The 19,702-nt window shown below is 69.5% G+C and carries 15 protein-coding genes; 12 read left to right on the top strand and 3 right to left on the bottom strand.

Features of this window, described 5'->3' with window-relative positions; all coding sequences use genetic code 11:
• The first annotated feature begins 3 nt into the window (after positions 1 to 3).
• The 5 genes from IP92_RS05385 (at position 4) to IP92_RS05365 (ending at position 8,810) form a co-directional block, all read left to right on the top strand.
• Positions 4 to 1,389: an oxygenase MpaB family protein gene (locus IP92_RS05385; protein ID WP_145873513.1), complete on the top strand. Its 1,386-nt coding sequence runs from the start codon at positions 4 to 6 to the stop codon at positions 1,387 to 1,389.
• Complete coding sequence (locus IP92_RS05380) at positions 1,386 to 4,820, top strand: hybrid sensor histidine kinase/response regulator (RefSeq protein ID WP_229418642.1); 3,435 nt, start codon at positions 1,386 to 1,388, stop codon at positions 4,818 to 4,820. The genes IP92_RS05385 and IP92_RS05380 overlap by 4 nt, the downstream gene beginning before the upstream one ends.
• Positions 4,817 to 5,719, top strand: coding sequence for a diguanylate cyclase (locus IP92_RS05375; RefSeq protein ID WP_145873512.1), 903 nt, complete (start codon positions 4,817 to 4,819; stop codon positions 5,717 to 5,719). The genes IP92_RS05380 and IP92_RS05375 overlap by 4 nt, the downstream gene beginning before the upstream one ends.
• 19 nt (positions 5,720 to 5,738) lie before the next feature.
• The gene (locus tag IP92_RS05370) at positions 5,739 to 8,099 is read left to right on the top strand and encodes a DNA polymerase II (RefSeq protein ID WP_145873511.1); all 2,361 of its coding nucleotides are present in this window, start codon (positions 5,739 to 5,741) and stop codon (positions 8,097 to 8,099) included.
• Between the two features lie 243 nt (positions 8,100 to 8,342).
• Entirely contained in the window at positions 8,343 to 8,810 is a 468-nt protein-coding gene (locus tag IP92_RS05365) for a GNAT family N-acetyltransferase (protein ID WP_229418641.1), read from the top strand.
• 63 nt (positions 8,811 to 8,873) lie between these two features.
• Here IP92_RS05365 and IP92_RS05360 read toward each other — a convergent pair whose 3' ends face one another.
• On the bottom strand, positions 8,874 to 10,310 hold the full coding sequence (locus IP92_RS05360) for a M28 family peptidase (RefSeq protein WP_145873510.1): 1,437 nt from the start codon (positions 10,308 to 10,310) through the stop codon (positions 8,874 to 8,876).
• A gap of 162 nt (positions 10,311 to 10,472) precedes the next feature.
• Here IP92_RS05360 and IP92_RS05355 point away from each other — a divergent pair, with 162 nt between their 5' ends.
• Entirely contained in the window at positions 10,473 to 11,861 is a 1,389-nt protein-coding gene (locus IP92_RS05355) for a GGDEF domain-containing protein (RefSeq protein ID WP_158206690.1), read from the top strand.
• On the opposite strand, the gene IP92_RS05350 is transcribed toward IP92_RS05355, so the two are convergent.
• Complete coding sequence (locus IP92_RS05350; RefSeq protein ID WP_145873508.1) at positions 11,852 to 12,757, bottom strand: LysR substrate-binding domain-containing protein; 906 nt, start codon at positions 12,755 to 12,757, stop codon at positions 11,852 to 11,854. The genes IP92_RS05355 and IP92_RS05350 overlap by 10 nt on opposite strands.
• Positions 12,758 to 12,865: 108 nt before the next feature.
• On the opposite strand from IP92_RS05350, the gene IP92_RS05345 reads away from it, so the two are divergent.
• The 4 genes from IP92_RS05345 (at position 12,866) to IP92_RS05330 (ending at position 16,739) form a co-directional block, all read left to right on the top strand.
• Positions 12,866 to 13,270 carry a RidA family protein gene (locus IP92_RS05345; RefSeq protein ID WP_145873507.1) on the top strand — a complete coding sequence of 135 codons (405 nt, stop codon included), beginning with the start codon at positions 12,866 to 12,868 and terminating at the stop codon, positions 13,268 to 13,270.
• Positions 13,271 to 13,470: 200 nt separating this feature from the next.
• The gene (locus tag IP92_RS05340) at positions 13,471 to 14,271 is read left to right on the top strand and encodes an HDOD domain-containing protein (RefSeq protein ID WP_145873506.1); all 801 of its coding nucleotides are present in this window, start codon (positions 13,471 to 13,473) and stop codon (positions 14,269 to 14,271) included.
• A 91-nt stretch (positions 14,272 to 14,362) separates the two neighbouring features.
• Positions 14,363 to 15,169: an alpha/beta fold hydrolase gene (locus tag IP92_RS05335; RefSeq protein WP_229418640.1), complete on the top strand. Its 807-nt coding sequence runs from the start codon at positions 14,363 to 14,365 to the stop codon at positions 15,167 to 15,169.
• 10 nt (positions 15,170 to 15,179) lie between these two features.
• Positions 15,180 to 16,739, top strand: a complete 1,560-nt coding sequence (locus IP92_RS05330) for a hybrid sensor histidine kinase/response regulator (RefSeq protein WP_145873505.1) — start codon at positions 15,180 to 15,182, stop codon at positions 16,737 to 16,739.
• An 18-nt stretch (positions 16,740 to 16,757) separates the two neighbouring features.
• Here IP92_RS05330 and IP92_RS05325 read toward each other — a convergent pair whose 3' ends face one another.
• Positions 16,758 to 17,288, bottom strand: a complete 531-nt coding sequence (locus IP92_RS05325; RefSeq protein ID WP_145873504.1) for a DUF488 domain-containing protein — start codon at positions 17,286 to 17,288, stop codon at positions 16,758 to 16,760.
• 195 nt (positions 17,289 to 17,483) lie between these two features.
• Here IP92_RS05325 and IP92_RS05320 point away from each other — a divergent pair, with 195 nt between their 5' ends.
• Together IP92_RS05320 and IP92_RS05315 are read left to right on the top strand one after the other, a co-directional pair.
• Entirely contained in the window at positions 17,484 to 18,110 is a 627-nt protein-coding gene (locus tag IP92_RS05320; RefSeq protein WP_145873503.1) for a LysE family translocator, read from the top strand.
• A gap of 123 nt (positions 18,111 to 18,233) precedes the next feature.
• Positions 18,234 to 19,694, top strand: coding sequence for a pyridoxal phosphate-dependent decarboxylase family protein (locus tag IP92_RS05315; protein WP_145873502.1), 1,461 nt, complete (start codon positions 18,234 to 18,236; stop codon positions 19,692 to 19,694).
• Positions 19,695 to 19,702: the final 8 nt, after the last annotated feature.

Raw genomic sequence — 19,702 nt, 5'->3', positions numbered from 1 at the left:
GCCATGCCCGACGGTTCCCGCCTGTCCCCCTCCCCCGCGCTGCGCGCGGACCCGCTGGCCGACGCCACCATCGAGCGCATCTTCGCCAGCGCCGAAACCGGCGACGACGGCCATGGCTTCCCGGCCGCCGCGATCGGCATCGTCAACCGCGAGATCCGCACTTGGCAAACCAACGGCATGCTGGCCGGCTGGCGCGCCGCGCCGGACGTGCCGGCGCCGATCGCCGCCGCGCTCGAGGACTTCGTGCGGCAGGCGCACGGCCTGCCCGCCTGGGCCGACGCGGCCAGGATCGCCCGCGCCGAGGAACAGTTCATGGACATCAGCCTGCTCTCCTGCACGCTGCTGTTCTGCGCCAGCCTGCCCGAGTGCTACCTGATGCCTGACCTGGCCGGCGTGCTGCACGTGGCCGGCCAGCTGGAAGCCCACACGGACTACCGCGTGCGCTCGACGGCCGCGATGATCTTTCCCGTGATGCTGCACGGCGGCCTGACCGACGCGGAAGGCGGCGGCGTGGCCCAGGTGCTGAAGGTGCGCCTGATCCACGCGACGATCCGCCACCTGATCCTGCGCGGCAGCCCGGAACACGCATTGGAAAGCGGCCCGGTGCCGCCGCTGCCCGCCAGCGGCGGCGGCCTGCACCACACGCTGTACGAGCACGGCTGGGACGTGGCGCGCCACGGCCTGCCGTGCAATCAGCAGGAGCTGGCCTACACGCTGCTCACGTTCAGCTACGTGTTCCTGCGCGGCCTGCGCACCTTGGGTCTGGCCCTGCCGCGCGCGGACGAGGAAGCGTACCTGCATGCCTGGAACGTCGTCGGCCACGTGCTGGGCATCGAAAGCGCGCAGATGGCGCACACCTACGAGCAGGCCGGGATCCTGTTCGCCGAACTGCAGACGGCCGGCGCGCGCCAGTCGTTCGACCCGGACCGCCGCCCGGAATTGGCCGCATCGTTGATGGCGGCGATGGAAAACGAGATCCCGCTGCCGCTGGTGCGCACTTTCCCCGTGCAGCTGACGCGCTACCTGTGCGGCAAGAAGACGGCGCAGGCGCTCGGCCTCGCGCGGCGCGTGAACCTGCCGGCGCGTGCGCTGTTCATCGCCTGCCTGGGCATCGTGCTGGGCTTCGACGCCGCCGTGCGCGTGTTCCTGCCGCAGTTCTCGATCTCGCGCATGCTGACGCGCGTGCTGGGCTACCGCTTCATGGCGCGCATCCTGATGGACCAGACCCGCCCGCTGAAACTGCCCGACGTGCTGCTGAACGACGTGAACGCGGCGCTGCACCGCTGGCAGACGGACCCGCGCCAGCCCGGCTGGGTCAACAAGGTGGAAGCGAAGCTGGCAGGCCGGAGCAAGCCAGGCAGCGACAAACCGGGCCGGGGCAAACAATGATGCGCTGGCGGGCGATGCTGGCGGCGCTGCTGGCGCTGGTGCTGACGCTGCTGGTGAGTGGCACGGTGCACGCCGCGGGCCCCGTCGTGCTGGACGACCGGCTGGGCGAAGTGGATGCGTGGTCGGCGTTGTCGATGCTGCCCGATCCGGACAGCCGGCTTGACGCGCCCGCCGCGCTGGCCGCGGCCGGCCGCTTCACGCCCCCCGACACGGCGCGCGGCACCACCGGCATGCGCCACCGCGTGCTGTGGGTGCGCCTGCCCGTCAGCGTGCCGCAGGGCGCCGCCGGCCAATGGGCGCTGGGGCTGAACTACGCGCTGCTGGGCCGGGTGGACACGTGGATCGTCACGGACGGGCGCATCGGCAAGCACTACGTGGCCGGCAACCGGCTGCCGCCGCCCGAGCCGCACCTGGGCGCGCGCGTGCCGGCCTTCGTGCTGACCCTGCCGCCCGGCGAGCACACGCTGCTGCTGCGGGTCGAGGCGCGCGGCCCGATCATCCTGCCGCTGCGCCTCGTCAAGGCAGCGCGCTTCCACCGCTCCGAGCTGACCGAGCAGATGGTGCAGGGCCTGCTGGCGGGCCTGGCGTTCTGCCTGACCGCGTACGGCTTGGCGCAGGGCGTGTCGCTGCGCGACGCCACGTTCGCCAAGTTCGCGCTGTGCACCTCCGCGCTGGCGCTGTACAACCTCGATTTCTTCGGCATCGGCCAGCAATACCTGTGGCCGGGCAATCCCTGGATGATCGAACACGCGGGCGGCATCACGGCGTTGCTCGCTTGCTGCGGCTCCTACCTGTTCGTCGAGCAGGTGCTGGCGCGGCCCGGCATGGACCGCCGCTTCTCGCTGCTGATGAAGGGTGGCGCAGCAACGATGGCGCTGTGCGCGCTTGCCTACGCCACCGACATCATGCCGATGAACGTGCTGCTGATCGTGCTGTCGACGATCGCCACGCTGGCCAAGCTGTTCGGCCTGCCCGGCGCGTTCCGCCTGGCGCGCCGCGGCGATCCCGTCGGCTGGTACTTCCTGATCGGCTGGGCCGGGTCGTTCGTCGCCGCGAAGTGGCTCGGCATGGTGTTCCTCGGTCAGGCCGAGGCGAACTTCTGGTCGCTGCACGTGCTGCAGCTGTCCGGCGCGGTGGACACGCTGCTGTTCATGCGCATCCTCGGCCTGCGCACCAAGGGCCTGCAGGCGGCGATGCTGCGCGCCGAGGCGGCGACGCGGCTGAAGTCGGAGTTCCTCGCCAACATGAGCCACGAAATCCGCACGCCGATGAACGCGATCCTCGGCATGAGTCGGCTGGCGCTGATGTCCGGCCCGGACGCGCGGCTGCGCAACTACCTGACGAAGATCCTCGGCGCCGGCGAGCACCTGCTGGGCATCATCAACGACATCCTCGACTTCTCGAAGATCGAGGCGGGCAAGCTGACGATCGAGAAGGTGCCGTTCAACCTGAACGCGCTGCTGGACCACCTGTCCAGCCTGACGGCGCTGAAGTCCGATGCGCGCCAGGTCGAGCTGGTGTTCCGCGTCGGCCGCTCGGTGCCGACGGTGCTGACGGGCGATCCGCTGCGGCTCGGCCAGGTGCTGCTGAACCTGACGGGCAATGCCGTCAAGTTCACCGAGCGGGGCGAGATCGTCGTCTCCGTCGACGTTGCCGCGCGCACCGCGCACACGGTGTCGCTGCGCTTTGCCGTGCGCGACACGGGCATCGGCATGAGCGAGGAACAGCTGGCCAACCTGTTCCAGGCGTTCAGCCAGGGCGACGGTTCGGTGACGCGCCGCTACGGCGGCACGGGCCTGGGCCTGACGATCTCGCAGCAGCTGGTGCAGCTGATGGGCGGCACGATCGTGGCGCGCAGCCGCCGCGGCGGCGGCAGCACGTTCACGTTCACGGTGGAACTGGGCATCGGCGACCCGGATGCGGCGCTACCCGTGCCGATCGGCGTGCTGCGCGAAGCCCGCGTGCTGGTGGTCGACGACAGCGCGACGGCGCGCGAGGCGATCGTCGAGATGCTGGCCGCCTACGGTATCGCGGCCGACACGGCCGAATCGGGCGAAGGCTGCCTGGCCACGCTGGCCACCGCCGAGCGCGACGGCCTGCCCTACCAGGTGGTGCTGATGGATTACCTGATGCCGGGCCTGGACGGCATCGAGACGATCCGGCGTATCCGCTCGGCGGAGCGCTTCGCCGCGCCGCCGGCGATCCTGATGCTGACCGTGTGCGCGCGCGACACCGTGCTGCAGAAGGCCGGCCAGGTGCCGTTGTCGGGCTTCCTGACCAAGCCGGTCGGCCCGGCGCTCCTGTATCACAGCCTGCTGCAGGTGTTGCGGCCGGAACTGGCGGGCAGCCCGCCGCTCAGCGCCGGCGGCACGCGCCGCCACGACCTCGCGCGGCTGGACGGCGCCCGCATCCTGCTGGTGGACGACAATGCCAACAACCGCGAGGTGGCGCTCGACTTCCTGGCCGCCGCGCGGATGCAGGTGGACGTGGCGGTCAGCGGCGCCGAGGCCGTGCGGATGGCCCAGCAGGGCGACTACGACCTGGTGCTGATGGACATCCAGATGCACGAGATGGACGGCCTGACGGCCACGCGGCGCATCCGCGCGATGCCCGCGCTGGCGCGGCTGCCGGTCATCGCGATGACGGCGCACGCGATGGCGGGCGACCGCGAGAAAAGCCTGGCGGCCGGCATGAACGACCACGTCAGCAAGCCGATCGACCCGGACATGCTGTTTGCCGCGCTGCTGAAGTGGATCGACCCGGCGCGTCTGGCCGGCCGGCCCATCCCGGCCGCGTCGGCGGCGGCATCCGGCGCCGAGCAGGCCGGCGGCGATGCGTGGCCGGTGCTGCCGGGCGTCGACTGGCATGCGGCGCTGGCCAGCGTCGACGGCCAGCACGCGCGCCTGAAGAAGCGCCTGTCCGGCTTCCAGCGCGAGTACGCGGCCGCACCGGACGTGCTGCGCGACGCGCTGGCGGCCGGCAACCACGGCGCGATGCAGACGCTGGCGCACAACCTGAAGTCCAGCGCCGCCTACATCGGCGCGACGCGGGTGGCGCAACTGGCCGGCGCCGTCGAGGAGGAACTGCGCGACGGCCGCGCCGCGCAGCTCGCCGTGCTGGTGCCGGAACTGACGGCCCTGCTGGCGGCGCTGCTGGCCGGGCTGGTGCCGCTGGTGACGGCACCCGTGCGCGCCGCGGCCGACGCGGACGTGCAGCCGCTGCTGCGCGCGCTGGCCGGTGCGCTGCGCGACGACGACGCCCGCGCCGAGGACCTGCTGCGCGAACTGCAGGCGCAGCCGGCGGTGGCGCCGCATGAAGCCATCGTCGCCGAGATCGCCCGCGCCGTCGCCGATATCGAGTATGATGCTGCCCTGGCCCCGCTGGCGCAGCTGGCGCGCGAGCTGAACACCACCCTCGAAGAAGCCGCATGAATTCCCTGCAAAAAGTCCTGGTCGCGGACGACGATGCGATCAACCGCGAAGTGCTGGCGGAATTGCTCAAGCCGGAATACACGGTGCTGCTGGCCAAGGACGGCGCGCAAGCGCTGGAACGGGCGGCGCGCCACGTGCCGGACCTGATCCTGCTCGACGTGATGATGCCGGACATGGACGGCTTCGAAGTGCTGCGCCGCCTGCGCGACGATCCCCGCACGGCCGACGTCGCCGTGATCTTCGTCTCCGGCATGGGCCGGCCCGAGGACGAGGCGAACGGCCTGAAGGCAGGCGCCTCCGACTACATCGCGAAACCGTTCAACGCCACCGTCGTGATGGCGCGCGTGGCGCTGCACCTGCAGATGGTGCGCCAGCGCCGCATGCTGGAACGGCTGGCCCACGTGGACGGCCTGACGGAACTGGCCAACCGGCGCCGCTTCGACGAGGTGTTCGAACAGGAATACCAGCGCGCGCGCCGCCAGGGCACGCCGCTGTCGCTGGCGCTGCTCGACATCGACAGCTTCAAGCAATACAACGACCACTACGGTCACCCGGCCGGCGACCGCGCGCTGCGTGCCGTCGCGCGGCTGACGGCGGCCGGCATGCGCGGGCCGTCCGACCTGGCCGCCCGCTACGGCGGCGAGGAACTGGTGCTGGTGCTGCCGGACACGGATGCCGGGCAGGCGCAGGCACTGATGGCCGACATGCGCGCGGGACTGGATCGGATGGCGATCGAGCACGTGGCCTCGCCGGTCGCGCCGGTGCTCACCGTCAGCGTCGGCGGCGCCACGCTGTGCCCCGGCGAGGACCCGGCCGAATTGTTCGCCGCGGCCGACGCGCACCTGTACCGCGCCAAGCAGGCCGGCCGCAACCGCGTGATGTGGCGCGCCGGCGCCTGACAGCGCTTGCAACGGGCGCATGCAACGAGGCTTCCTGCTCACGCGCCACTGGCGCGATGCCAATGACGGCAGCGAGGTCGAGTTCTGGGTGGCGACCGACGTCGGCCCACGCCACCTGCGGCTGCCCGCGCAACCCGCCGTCGCCTTCCTCCCCGTCGAACAGCAGGATGCCGCGCAAGCCGTGCTGCGCGGCGAGCTCGCGGCGGGCGCCTGCGAACTGCGCCCGCTCTCGCTGTGCGACTTCCAGCACCGCCCCGTCGTGGGCCTGTACTGCCGCCAGTACCGCCAGCTGCTGAAGCTGGAGAAGCGGCTGCGCGAACACGGCATCGCCGTCTACGAGGCGGACGTGCGGCCGCCCGAGCGCTACCTGATGGAGCGCTTCATCACGGCGCCCGTGCTGTTCGACGGCACGGAGCACGACGGCATCGTGCATGCCGCGCGCCTGAAGCCTGCCGACGACGGCTACCGGCCCACGCTGCGGCTGGCATCGCTGGACATCGAGACGACGGCGCATGGCGAACTGTATTCGATCGCGCTGGAAGGCTGCGGCGCGCGGAGCGTCTACATGCTGGGGCCGGCGCACGAGGGACCGTACGAGGTCGACTTCGAACTCGTCTGGTGTGCGGACCGGGCCAGCATGCTGGAGCGCTTGAACGAGTGGATGGCGCGGCACGATCCGGATGCGATCATCGGCTGGAACCTGGTGCAGTTCGACCTGCGCGTTTTGCGCGCCCATGCCGAGAGCCTGGGCGTGCCATTGAAGCTGGGCCGCGACGGCAGCCCGATGGAATGGCGCGAGCACAATCGCCAGCAGCATTACTTCGCGGCGGCCGCGGGCCGCCTGATCATCGACGGCATCGAGGCGCTGCGCTCGGCCACGTGGAGCTTCCCGTCGTTCAGCCTGGAGCACGTGGCGCAGACGCTGCTGGGCGAAGGCAAGTCGATCGACAATCCGTACGACCGGATGGCCGAGATCGACAGGCTGTTCGCCGAGGACAAGCTGGCGCTGGCGCGCTACAACCTGAAGGACTGCGAGCTCGTCACCCGCATCTTTGCCAAGACGCGGGTACTGGACTTCCTGCTGGAGCGGGCCAGCGTGACGGGCCTGGCGGCCGACCGCAGCGGCGGCTCCGTCGCCGCGTTCGAGCACCTGTACATGCCGCGCATGCACCGCCTCGGCTACGTGGCGCCGAACCTGGGCGACGTGCCGGGCGCCGACAGCCCGGGCGGCTTCGTGATGGATTCGCGCTCCGGGCTGTATGACTCGGTGCTGGTGCTGGACTACAAGAGCCTGTACCCATCGATCATCCGCACGTTCCTGATCGATCCGGTGGGGCTCGTCGAAGGCCTGCGCGCGGACGAGGAAGCGACGGTGCCGGGCTTTCGCGGTGCCCGCTTCTCGCGCGACAAGCACTGCCTGCCGGGGATCGTCAGCCGCATCGCCGAGGGCCGCGAGGCCGCCAAGCGCGAACGCAACCAGCCGCTGTCGCAGGCGCTGAAGATCATCATGAACTCGTTCTACGGCGTGCTGGGATCGACCGGCTGCCGCTTCTTCGATGCGCGGCTGGCGTCGTCAATCACGATGCGCGGCCACGAGATCATGCACCGCACCCGCGCGCTGATCGAGGAGCGCGGCTACCAGGTGATCTACGGCGACACGGATTCGACGTTCGTGTGGCTGGGCCGCGCCCATGAGGCCGAAGAGGCGGATTCGATCGGCAGCGCGCTCGTCGCCCACGTCAATGCCTGGTGGGAGGCGCACTTGCGGGAAGAGTTCGGGCTCGATAGCGCGCTGGAGCTGCAATACGAAACGCACTACCGCCGCTTCCTGATGCCGACCATCCGCGACTCGGACGAAGGCAGCAAGAAGCGCTACGCGGGCCTGGTGCGGCGCGCGGACGGCAGCGAAGAGATGATCTTCAAGGGACTGGAAACGGTACGGACGGACTGGACGCCGCTGGCGCAGCAGTTCCAGCAGACGCTGTACGGCCTGATCTTCCGCGGCGAACCATACCGCGACTACGTGCGCGACTACGCCGAGCGCACATTGCGGGGCGAACTGGACGAGCTGCTGGTCTACCGCAAGCGGCTGCGCCGGGCGCTGGACGACTACGAGCGCAACGTCCCGCCGCACGTGCGCGCCGCCCGCCTGGCCGACGAATTCAACGCCGCGCGCGGCCGGCCGCTGCAATACCAGAACCGCGGCTGGATCCGCTACCTGATGACGACGCAGGGCCCGGAACCGCTGGAAACGCGCCGCGCCCCGATCGACTACGCCCACTACCTCGACCGCCAACTGCAACCGATCGCCGACGCGATCCTCCCTTTCCTCGGCGACAGCTTCACCCGCCTGACAAGCCGCCAGCGCACGCTGTTCTAGCAGCATTTCCCATCGCCCCTTTTTGCGGAAACATTTCCCAAATTCGGGGACTGTCCCTCGTTTTTGGAAATTTTGCGTCTTGACGCGGCCGCGCTGTCACATCTGCCTCGGTTTTACCGCGGGTTGCCGGCGCTTTGCTGCACGATGCAAAAAATTTCTATTCACTCAACGGAAAAGTTGCCAAAATTCGGGGACAGTCCCCTGTCGTGAAACGACCAGCTCAACCATGAAAGGAAGTGTTTGATGATCGATGTACGGGCCGCAGTGCCTGCCGATGCGCCGTTGATTGCCGGGATGGCGGTGGCGCTGACCGAGGAGATATCGCGGCTGATGGGGGTGCGCCAGTTCGACCTCGACGCCACCGCGTCGGCGCGGCTGTGCGAACAGTTGCTGGCGGAGGGCCGGTACTTTGCGTTGCTCGCCTTCCGCGACGGCGCCGCCGTGGGCTTTGCGGGGATGTCGGAGGGGCACTCGCTGTATGCGGGCGGCGCCATCGGGACGATCCAGGAGCTCTACGTCGCGCCCTCCGGCCGCTCGGCAGGTGTCGGCGCGGCGCTGTTGGAGGCCGTCGCAGCGCTGGCGCGGCAGCGGGACTGGCGCAGGCTCGAGGTGTGCACGCCGCCGCTGCCGGAATTCGCGCGCAGCCTCGCGTTCTACGAGCGCGAAGGCTTCGCGATCACCGGCGGGCGCAAGCTGAAGAAGCTCGTGTAGCGCGCCGGTGCGTGTGGGATGACGGGACGAAGCTGCCGACACGGCCTGCCCCGCCGCGCCGCGTCACTGCGCCTGCAGCTTGCGCGCGGCCGTCGCGTACGGGGCGGCACTTGGCGCGTCGGTCCACTTCGGGCGCACCGGGTCGTTGGCGATGTCGCGCAGCGCCAGCGCGACCATCCGGTTGATGCGCGCCATGTTGTCGTAATCGACCTTGCCCCAGTCGTCGTCCTTGCCGTGGTAGTCGGGGAACGCGAACGCGACGGCCAGCGTGTGTGCCGGCACGCCCAGGTCGGCCAGCGACTGGTTGTCGCTGAACGCGAAATAGCGGTCGCTGTTGACGGGGTGCTTCCACAGGCGGATGCCGGTGCGCTCGCCGGCCTTCTTCAGCGCGTCCGTCACCGTCGAATAGTCGTAGCCCGTCACGGTGGCCGAGTTCACCTGCGCGCCTTCGCTGTCGTCCGTGCGGCCTACCTGCTCCAGATTCAGGTCGGCCACGGTGTCCTTCACGGGGAACACGGGATGGCGGCCGTAGTACCGCGAGCCCAGCATGCCCAGCTCCTCGCCGAACAGCGCCATGAAGACGATGCTGCGGCGCGGCCGTTGCTTCTCCGCCGCCAGCGCCGCCGCGATCTCGATCACGGAGACCGTGCCGCTGCCGTCGTCGTTCGCGCCGTTGTGGATCGCGCCGTCGCGCACGCCCAGGTGGTCGTAGTGCGCCGTCAGCATCACGTAGGTGTTCTTCAGCTCGGGATCCGCGCCGCGCAGCACGCCGATCACATTGCGCAGCTTCACAGCCCGCAGGGACGGCGCGCCGATCGTCGCGGCCACCGTGGCGCCACGCTGCTCCAGCGCGGCCGCCGCATCGGCGGCATGGACGATCACCACCGGCGGTGCGTCCGCCGGGCCGGCCTGCTCCGGATCGATCAGCCAGCCGGCGCCGTGGTTGCCGTGGTGGCCGCCCTTGTCGATCATGACGACGAGCGCCGGCTTCGACTTCAATTGGCTGCGCAGCGCCTGCGCGGCACCGGGCACCGGCGCGGCCGGCACGACGAGCACCTTGCCGTTCGCCTGCGTGCTGTCGGCCAGCGCTTCCTTCCACGGCATGAACACGGCCTGCGTCGCGGCCAGCGCCAGCGGCTGCACGAAGTTCGCGGCAGCGGCGGACAGGGGCACGCCGATTGTCTTCCCGCCCGCCTGCACGGTGAACGTGAAGTCCTTGGCGGCGCGCTCGCCGTACTGCCAGTTCGCGGTCTGGAAGTAGCCGTCGTCGCCGGCCGGCTGCAACCCGGCGCGGCGGAACTGCGCGGCGATGTACTCGGCCGCCAGATCCTGCCCGCGCGACGGCGTGCCGCGCCCTTCCAGCAGGTCCGACGCCAGGAACGACAGATGGCCTCGCAGCGAGTCGGCCGTGATGCGCCCGGCAATGCCGTCGTCCGGCTGTTGGGCGAGCGCGGTGGCGGAAACGACGGCGAGCGTCAGGGCGGAAAGGAGGTGGCGCATGCGGTGCCTTGTTCAAAAGAAAAAAGGCAATATCGCACGGGGCTTGTCGTCCAGTCAATCCTGGCCGCCGCGCTTAGCACCGGGGAAATGTTACAGAGCGGCGTCTGCGCTCCGCCACAAATCGTCAGATATTTGTTGCGACGTGGAAACATTCAAGGTATCTTGACGGGCTATCGCCCCTGCCCCCGCTCCGTGAACGCCATCGCCCGTCCCCTCACTCCGCTGCACTATCTGCTCGGCATCCTGCTTGTCGCGACCGTCGGCCTGCTGGCGTGGCACCGCTATGGCATGGAGCGCGTCGTCGAGCTGGTCGGCTGGAAGCGCGCGCGCCTGGAAGTGCTGGACGACCGCTTCATGGGCGGCACCAGCAAAGTGAGCCTGGAGCGCCGCGGCGACGCGCTGACGATGCGCTGCCGGCTGACCCACACGATCCAGTGGCCGTCGTGCAAATACATGTTCTACCTGAGCGACACGGCGCGCGGGCTCGACCTGTCCGGCTTCGATACCGTCACGTTCGACATCCGCTACAAAGGCCCGGGGCCGCACACGGTGCGCTCGCTGCTGCTGAACTACGAGCCGGCGATCTCGAAGCTGGACGACCCGATGTCGCAGAAGATCAATGAGGTGGAATTCGAAGTGCCGGAGAGCGGCCGCATGCGGGTACCGCTGAACGTCTACCACACGGCCACCTGGTGGATCGGCTACATGAAGATCCCGCTGGCCGAAACCGACATGCGTATCGATAACGTGACGCGCGTCGAGCTGCTGACGGGTTCGACGAACGCAGCGGGCGAGCACGAGATCGAACTGCGCTCGATCCGCTTCCACGGCAAATGGATCCGCAGCGAACACCTGTACATCGGCCTGATGGCCGCGTGGATCGTCTGCGCCGTCAGCTGGCCGCTGCTGTCCGCCGTGCAGCTGCGCCGCCAGCTGCGCCACAGCAGCCAGCGCCTGGCACTGCTCAGCGAGATCAATCACGCATTGCAGCTGGAGGCGCGCGAGCTCGTCGAGCAAGCCAACACGGATGCGCTGACGGGTGCGCTGAACCGCCAGGGCTTGCGCGGCGTGCTGCTCAGCACCTCGTCGCTGCTGGCGTCGCCGATGGCCGTGCTGTTCGTCGACATCGACCACTTCAAGCGCATCAACGACCGCCACGGCCACGACATCGGCGACGAAGTGCTGCGCACCTTCGCTAACACCGTGCACGGCGGGATCCGCTCGAACGACAAGCTGGTACGCTGGGGCGGCGAGGAATTCCTGATCGTGTGCCCCGCCACCACGGCCGACCAGGCCCGCCAGCTGGCGGAAAAGCTGCGCACCGCGCTGCACGCGCAGGCATGGCCGGCGGGGCTCGACGTGACGGCGTCGTTCGGCGTCGCCGCCCGCGAGCGCGAGGAAGATATCGGCACCGTGATCAAGCGCGCCGACAGCGCGCTGTACGACGCCAAGGCCGCGGGCCGCGACTGCGTGGTGGTGGCCGACGTCGATGCGCTGCCGCTGCTCGACAACCGCTGGGTCGCGCAATCAGGCGGGCCCGCCTACGACTGAGCGCGGGCAGCGCCGCGGAAGCACGCCATCACCCACTCGCGCAGCACGCCTACCGCGGCCCGGTCGCGCTGCCGCGCGCTGTACACCAGCTGGTAGTAGTGCCCGTCCAGCACGGGCCCGAACGGCTGCACCAGCGCACCCAGCGCCAGCTCGTCCGCCACCAGGTGCACGGAGAGCAGCGCGACGCCCTGCCCGGCCAGCGTCGCCTGCACGGCATGGATCTCGTCCGTGAACGACAGGCCGCCCTCGCGCGGCGCAATGCCCGCGCGGGCGAACCAGTCGCGCCACAGCGGCGCCAGCGGATCGTCGCGGATGCCCCAGTCGTAATGGATCAGCGGCGCATCCCGCAGGTCGGCCGGGCCGGCGATGCCCAGACGCGGGCTGCACACGAGCGCATAGCGGTCCTGGAACAGCGGCTCCGTCACGAGGCCCGCTCCGCTGCCCGGCCCCAGCCGGATCGCCGCGTCGGCATCCGCATCCAGATCGACGGGATGGTCGGAAGCGTCCAGCCGTAGCGTCCAATCCGGGTAGGCGGTGCGAAAGCTGCCCGCCAGCGGCGCGAGCCGCCGCGCCACGAAGGCCACGGTGGCCGACAGCGTGGCCGTGCGCGTCCGGTGCCGGCGCACCGCTTCCACCGCCTGCTCGAAACTGTCGAAACCATCGCGCAGCGCCGGGTACAGCCGCGCGCCCGCATCGGTCAGCCGCACGGCCCGCGTGGCGCGCTCGAACAGGCGCACCTCCAGCACCTCCTCGAGCTGGCGGATCTGGTGGCTGATCGCCGTCGGCGTCACGTGCAATTCCTCGGCCGCCAGCTTGAAACTGCCGCGGCGCGCGGCCGCCTCGAATGCCCGCAACGCCCCCAGCGGCGGCAGGCGGCGCCCACGCTCTTCATGCATTAGTTTTTCTCATCCATCAGCTGAACATTCGCCATTTGTCGGCCCTTCCGGTGGCCGCGATACTGTGCGACAGGATGATTCTAACTTAACCGTAAGAGGAGCCAAACCATGCAAGCCCAGCAAGTCATCACCGACCCCGATCCGTACGCACCGTTCCTGCTGTCGCAGGCCATCCGCGCCGGCAACCTGCTGTTCGTCTCCGGCCAGGCTGGCTACGGAGACGACGGCGCGATCGTCGGCGACGGCGATTTCGATGCCCAGGCCGACCAGGCGTTCCGCAATCTCGAGCGCGCGCTGCGGGCCGGCGGATCGAGCCTCGAGCGCGTCGTCAAGGTCACGATCTTTCTCACGTCGATGGCGCATTTCCCGCGCATCGTCGCGCTGCGCCGCAAGTTCTTCCGGCCGCCGTATCCGGCCGATACGATCGTCGAGGTGCGCGCGTTGTACACGCCTGAGGCGATGATCGAGATCGAGGCGATAGCGCTGGCGGATGTTGTGGCGCTGTCCGCGTAAGATTGGGGAACTTCCAGCCGTCAACGCTGTCTTACCTTCTGTTGAGATAACTCATCGATAAGCTCAGCCAACGCGAACAGCGCGGATGTTTTTCCACAACAGGCGGAAAAAAACGGCATTGATCTTAAGCAATGATTACCGAGGTTGGGCGAAAACGGCAGCTACACTGCAACGGCAGAGCAACCCAACCGAGACCCGCCATGCCCAGCCTCACCCAATTCTTTGAAAACGTCACCCTGCCCACGATCTCCGAAGTGGCCCATTCCCTCATCGCCACGCTCGACAACGACGATGCGTCGGCCAAGGACGTGGCCGCGATCATCGCGCGCGACCCGGCGCTGACGGCCAAGCTGATGCGTCTGGCGAACAGCGCCCGCTTCGGTTTTTCGCGCACCATCAACTCGCTGGACGACGCCGTGTCGCTGGCCGGCATGTCGCACATCCGCACGCTGGCGTTGGCCGCCTGCTTTGCCGAGGCGTTCCCGCAACTGCCCGGCCTCGACTCGGAAGAGTTCTGGAAAAGCAGCATGGCCTGCGCCGGCTATGCGAAATGGCTCGCGACGGGCCTGGGCGCCGACGGCGGCGAAGCCTGGCTGGCCGGCATGATGCTGCGCCTTGGCGAGCTGTTGATTTACCAGGTGGCCCCGGCCGAATTCGCCGAGATCGAACAACTGCCGCACTTGCCGGGCGGCCGCTGGGAGCGCGAACAGCGCCTGCTGGGCTTCTCGGAAGGCCAGATCACGGCCGAACTGGGGCGCCGCTGGAACTTCCCGGCAAAGATCGTCGATGCCTTGAAAGGCGCATCGGAACCGCTGGCGACGCGGCCGTTCTGCCAGCTGGCCGGCATCATCCACGTGGCCAGCCTGCTGGCCGACACGCCGAGCGACGACCCGGCCGTCATCGACACGCTGCCGGCCGACATCGTCGACGCGCTGCGCCTGCGCACCGAATGGCTGAAGGCGCGCTTCCCGTCGCACGAGTCGTTCTCCGCCGCACCCTGACGCGCACCCGGCGGCGCGGCGGCGCTAGCGTGCATCGCGCGGGGGCGAAGAGCCCTATAATGCGCGTTGCCCCCATTTTCAATTTGCCAACATGCCGCCAGCCACCACGCGCAACAACGTGCACGTCGCCGGGCACGGCCCCGTCGCGATGGTGTTCGCCCATGGCTTCGGTTGCGACCAGACGATGTGGCGCTTCCTCGCACCCGGCTACCAGGACCGCTACCGCACGATCCTGTACGACCTGGTCGGCAGCGGCAAGTCGGACCTGGCCGCGTACGACCGCGCCAGGTACGCGACGCTGCATGGCCATGCCGCCGACCTGCTCGAGATCATCGACCAGCATGCCGACGGGCCCGTCGTCTTCGTCGGCCATTCCGTCAGCACGATGATCGGCATGCTGGCCACGATCGAGGCGCCCGAGCGCTTCGCCGCGCAGGTGATGGTGGGGCCGTCGCCGTGCTACATCGACGATGGCGACTACGTCGGCGGCTTTTCGGCGGCGGACATCGAGGAGCTGCTGACGACGATGGACGCCAACTACCTGGGCTGGTCGACGACGCTCGCCCCGGCCATCATGGGCGCGCCCGACCGGCCCGAGCTGCGCGACGAACTGACGGCGAGCTTCTGCCGCACCGATCCGGCGATCGCGCGCCACTTCGCCCGCGTCACGTTCCTGTCCGATCACCGTGCCGACGTGCCGCTGTCGACGGTACCGGCGCTGATCCTGCAATGCAGCGATGACATGGTGGCGCCACTGTCGGTCGGCGCCTACCTGCATCGCACGCTGCCGGTCAGCACGCTGAACATAATCGATAACGTGGGCCATTGCCCGCACATGAGCGCACCGGCCGCGAGTGCGCGCGCCATCGACGATTTTTTGGCGCGCACGCTTGGCTGACCTCGGGGTCATGGACGAACTCCCCGCCGCCCTGTATGACGACGCAGCGTGCGCCTTGCTGCTCGTCGGTCCCGACGGCTTGATCGAGCGGGCCAACCGCGCGGCGCACGGGTGGCTGGGCTATGCCGAAGGCGAACTGGCTCACCACGTTCGCATCCTCGACCTGCTGCCCGTCGGTGCCCGCCTGTTCTATCACACGCATTGCCAGCCGCTGCTCGTGGCCAACGGCGCGGTGGAGGAAATCCAGGTCGACCTGTGCGGCAGGCCGGGCCGGCTGCCGGTGCTGATCAACATCACGCGCCGGCGCATCGGCGCGGACACCTTCGATCACTGGGCGATCTTCAAGGCATCCGACCGGCAGGCCTACGAACGGGAGCTGCTGCTGGCGCGCCAGACCGCCGAGGCGGCGCTGGAAGCGCGACGCGGCGCCGAAGCGAAGTTGCAGAAGCTGTACGACCAGCTGTCCGAAGCGGACCGGCACAAGGACGAATTCCTGGCGACGCTGTCGCACGAGCTGCGCAACCCGCTGTCGCCGATGCGCAGCGCGCTCGACGTGCTGAAGGTGAAATCGGAGCACGGCCCCGACTGGCCGGTGCTGCAGGTGTTCGACCGCCAGCTGCGCCACCTCACCCGGCTCGTCGACGACCTGATGGAAGTATCGCGCATCGCGCAGGGGCGCATGCAGCTGCGCCGCGAGCCGGTGGACCTGGCCGCGCTGGCGCGCGCCACCGTGCACGACGTCGGCGCCACGATGGCGGCGTCCCGCCACACGCTGCACGTGAACGTGCCGGAGACACCCGTCATCGTCAATGGCGACCCGACCCGGCTCGCGCAGGTGCTCGTCAACCTGCTGAACAATGCGGCGAAATACACGCCCGAGGGCGGCAAGATCGACCTCGACGTCGCCTGCCGCGACGGCCATGCCGAGATTCGCGTGTGCGACAACGGCATCGGCATTCCGCCGGCCGCGCTGGCCGGCATCTTCGACATGTTTTCCCAGCTCGAGCCGGCGCTGACCCGATCGCGCGGCGGCTTGGGCATCGGGCTGGCACTGGCGCGCGGCATCGTCGAACTGCACGACGGCACGATCGCGGCCGACAGCGGCGGCACCGGTTGCGGCAGCGCGTTTACCGTGCGCCTGCCGCTGGCCGCGGGGCACGCGGCCCCTGCACCCAGCGTGCTGCCCGACCTGCCGCGGGACCTGCGCGTGCTGGTGGTGGACGACAACGCCGATGCCGCGGCCATGCTGAGTCAGGCCCTCGCGCTGTCCGGCTGCGCGGTGGCCGTCGCCCACAGCGCCGAGGCGGCGTGCGAAGCCGCGCGGGCGTTCCGTCCCACCGTCGCCTTGCTCGACATCGGCTTGCCCGACATGACCGGCTACGACCTGGCGCGGCGCCTGCGTGCAATGCCCGAGGGCGCGAGCGCGCTGCTGATCGCGACGACGGGCTGGGGACAGCCGAAAGACCGCGAGCGTGCGCTCGCGGCGGGCTTCGACCACCACTTGACCAAGCCGATCGACCTTGCCCTGCTGGCGGGCCTGCTGCGGCAACGGCAAGGTCCGGCCGCGTGAGCGCCGCCACCCCGCCGCTCAGGGCGCGGCAAGCTCCGGCGGATACGTGATCGCCAGGCCATCGACGTACGCGAACGGCGTCAGCTTGTGCGGGCGGCGCTTGCCGGGCCCGATGATGTGCTCGACCGGCACGCCGCGCACCAGCAGCGCATCGGCCACCAGCGAACGGTGGCAGCGCCACGGCACCGCTTCCGCGCACATCAGCGCACAGCGCGACGTCTGCGCCAGCGCGGCCACCGCGTCGACACTGGCCGCGAACTCCGGCGTGCCCATGTAGTCGGCATAGCCGCGGAACGACGTGTTGTGCCAGCCGCCGTTCGGCGTGTCAGGACGCGGCCGGCGCAGGCCGCCCAGCGCCGCGATGTGCCGGTAGCCAATGCCCGCCTGCGCCAGCGACACGGGCAGCGTATCCTGCGCGAACTGCGGATTGTGGCGCGACTTCGGCACCGTGCGGATGTCGAGCACGCACTCGACCTCGTGGCGCCGCAGCAGGTCGATGAATTCTTCGATGGGCCGGTTCGAATGGCCGATCGTGCGGACGATGTTCATGCTCCCTCGCTTGGTCTCCTGTACTGCGATTGTCGCCCAGCGGCGCGGCCGGCGGCGCCCCGCTGACCGGATCCGCCACCTCGGCCGGCGGGCCGTTCGCGGGGTGCCTTGCAGTTCGCTTCGCGGTGTGCTTCGCGGTATGCTTCGCAGTGTGCTTTATACTCGCGCTTCCGTTTTTTCAAGTCGCCGAGTCGAATGCTGTCCCCCGAACAATTCTTCCCCTTCCTGCTCACCGCCGTCGTGCTGACGATGACGCCCGGTCCCGACAACCTGATGGTCCTCGGCATGGGCATGGCCAGAGGCCGCAAGCACGGCATCGCGTTCGGCCTTGGCTGCGCGTTCGGGTGCCTCAGCCACACGCTGCTCGCCGTCGTCGGCGTCAGCGCGCTGATCGCGGCATCGCCGACGGCGTTCACGGTGCTGAAGGTGGCCGGCGGCCTGTACCTGATCAAGCTTGGCTGGGGCGCATGGCGCCATGCCGGCGCGGTCGACGTCGCGCGCGTGGATACGCCGCGCGAGACGCCGCTGCGCCTCTTCTTCAAGGGCTGCATCGCCAACGCGATCAACCCGAAGGTGGTGCTGTTCTTCCTGTCGTTCCTGCCGCAGTTCGTCGTGCCGGCGCACGGCGACGCGCCGCTGCAGATGGCCGCGCTGGGCGTCACATTCACCTTGCAAGCCGCGGTACTGTTTGGCTTGCTCGGCTGGTTCGCCGGCGCCATCGGACGATGGCTGAACCGCCGGCCGCGCGCAGGCGTCGTGCTGGATCGCGTCGCGGGCACCGTGTTCATCGGACTCGGACTGAAGCTGATCGTGTCCCGCTGATCGTGTCCCGCTGTTTGTGTCACGTTGTTTGTGTCACGCTGATGCCGCACGCGCGACGAATCCGGCTGCCGTTTTGGCGGCCGGTGCAGTATAGTGAATCCACCGCCGCAGAAGGAGGCCGCCATGGCTGAGCGCACCCCATCCCTCGACCCTACCGACTGGAACGCGCTGCGCTCGCAAGGCCATCGCATGCTCGACGATATGTTCGACTACCTGGAGCGCCTGCGTGACCGGCCCGTGTGGCAGCAGGCGCCCGCCGACGTGCGCGCGAAGTTCCAGACACCGCTGCCGCGCACCGGCAGCGACCTGGCCGGCCTGCACGACACGTTCATGCGCGACGTGCTGCCGTATGCCGTCGGCAATGCCCATCCGGCGTTCTTCGGCTGGGTGCATGGCGGCGGCACGCCGGTCGGCATGCTGGCCGAGATGCTGGCGGCGGGACTGAACGCCAACGTCGGCGGCCGCGACCAGATCCCCGTCGAGGTCGAGCGCCAGATCGCCCGCTGGATGGCCGAGCTGTTCGGCTTCCCCGCTGGTGCCAGCGGCCTGTTCGTCACCGGCACGTCGATGGCCAACATGATCGCGGTGCTGGTGGCGCGCCATCGCGCGCTGGGTTCCCAGGTCCGCGATGCGGGCCTGGCGCAATTGGGCCAGGGCCTGGTGGCCTACACGTCCGCCGCGGCGCACGACTGCATCGCCCAGGCGATGGACCTGACCGGCATCGGCCGCGCCGCGCTGCGCCTGATTCCGCTCGATGCCGCGTACCGGATGGACACGCAAGCGCTGGAACAGCGGATCGCCGCCGACGTTGCCGCCGGATTGCGGCCGTTCTTCGTGGCCGCCACCGCGGGCACCGTGGACACGGGCGCGATCGATCCGCTGAGGGCCGTCGCCGCGATCGCGCACGCCAATGGCCTGTGGTTCCACGTCGACGGCGCGTTCGGCGCGATGGCGATGCTGTCGCCAGGCCTGGCCCCGCTGCTCGATGGGATCGGCCTGGCCGATTCGATCGCGTTCGACTTCCACAAATGGGCGCAGGTGCCGTACGACGCCGGCTTCGTGCTCGTGCGCGACGGCGAACTGCACCGCGCCACGTTTGCAGCAGTGCCGCGCTACCTGCGCCGCGAACCGCGCGGCATGGCGGGCGGTTCGCCATGGCCATGCGACTTCGGGCCCGACCTGTCGCGGGGCTTTCGCGCATTGAAGACGTGGTTCACATTGCAGGCCTATGGCGCGGACCGGATGGGCGAGGCGATCGCCGGCACGTGCGCGCTGGCGCGCCACCTGGCCCACGAGGTGGGCAAGCGCGCGGACCTGGAGCTGCTGGCGCCGGTGGCGCTGAACATCGTCTGCTTCCGCTACCACCTGCGCGGCCGGAACATGGACGATGGCGACGTGGACGACTTCAACGCGGCGCTGGTGGCGGACCTGCAGGAAGCGGGCATCGCCGCCCCATCGCTGACGACAATCACCGGCAAGCTGGCGATCCGCGTGGCGATCGTCAACCACCGCAGCGAGCGGCGCGACATCGATGCGCTGCTGACGGGCCTGCAGATGCTGGCGGCACGGCGGCTGGGCGGCTGAGCGCCTGC

Source organism: Pseudoduganella flava, assembly GCF_007830495.1.
GTDB classification, from domain to species: domain Bacteria; phylum Pseudomonadota; class Gammaproteobacteria; order Burkholderiales; family Burkholderiaceae_D; genus Rugamonas; species Rugamonas flava.
This window is presented reverse-complemented; position numbering and strand designations above follow the sequence as displayed.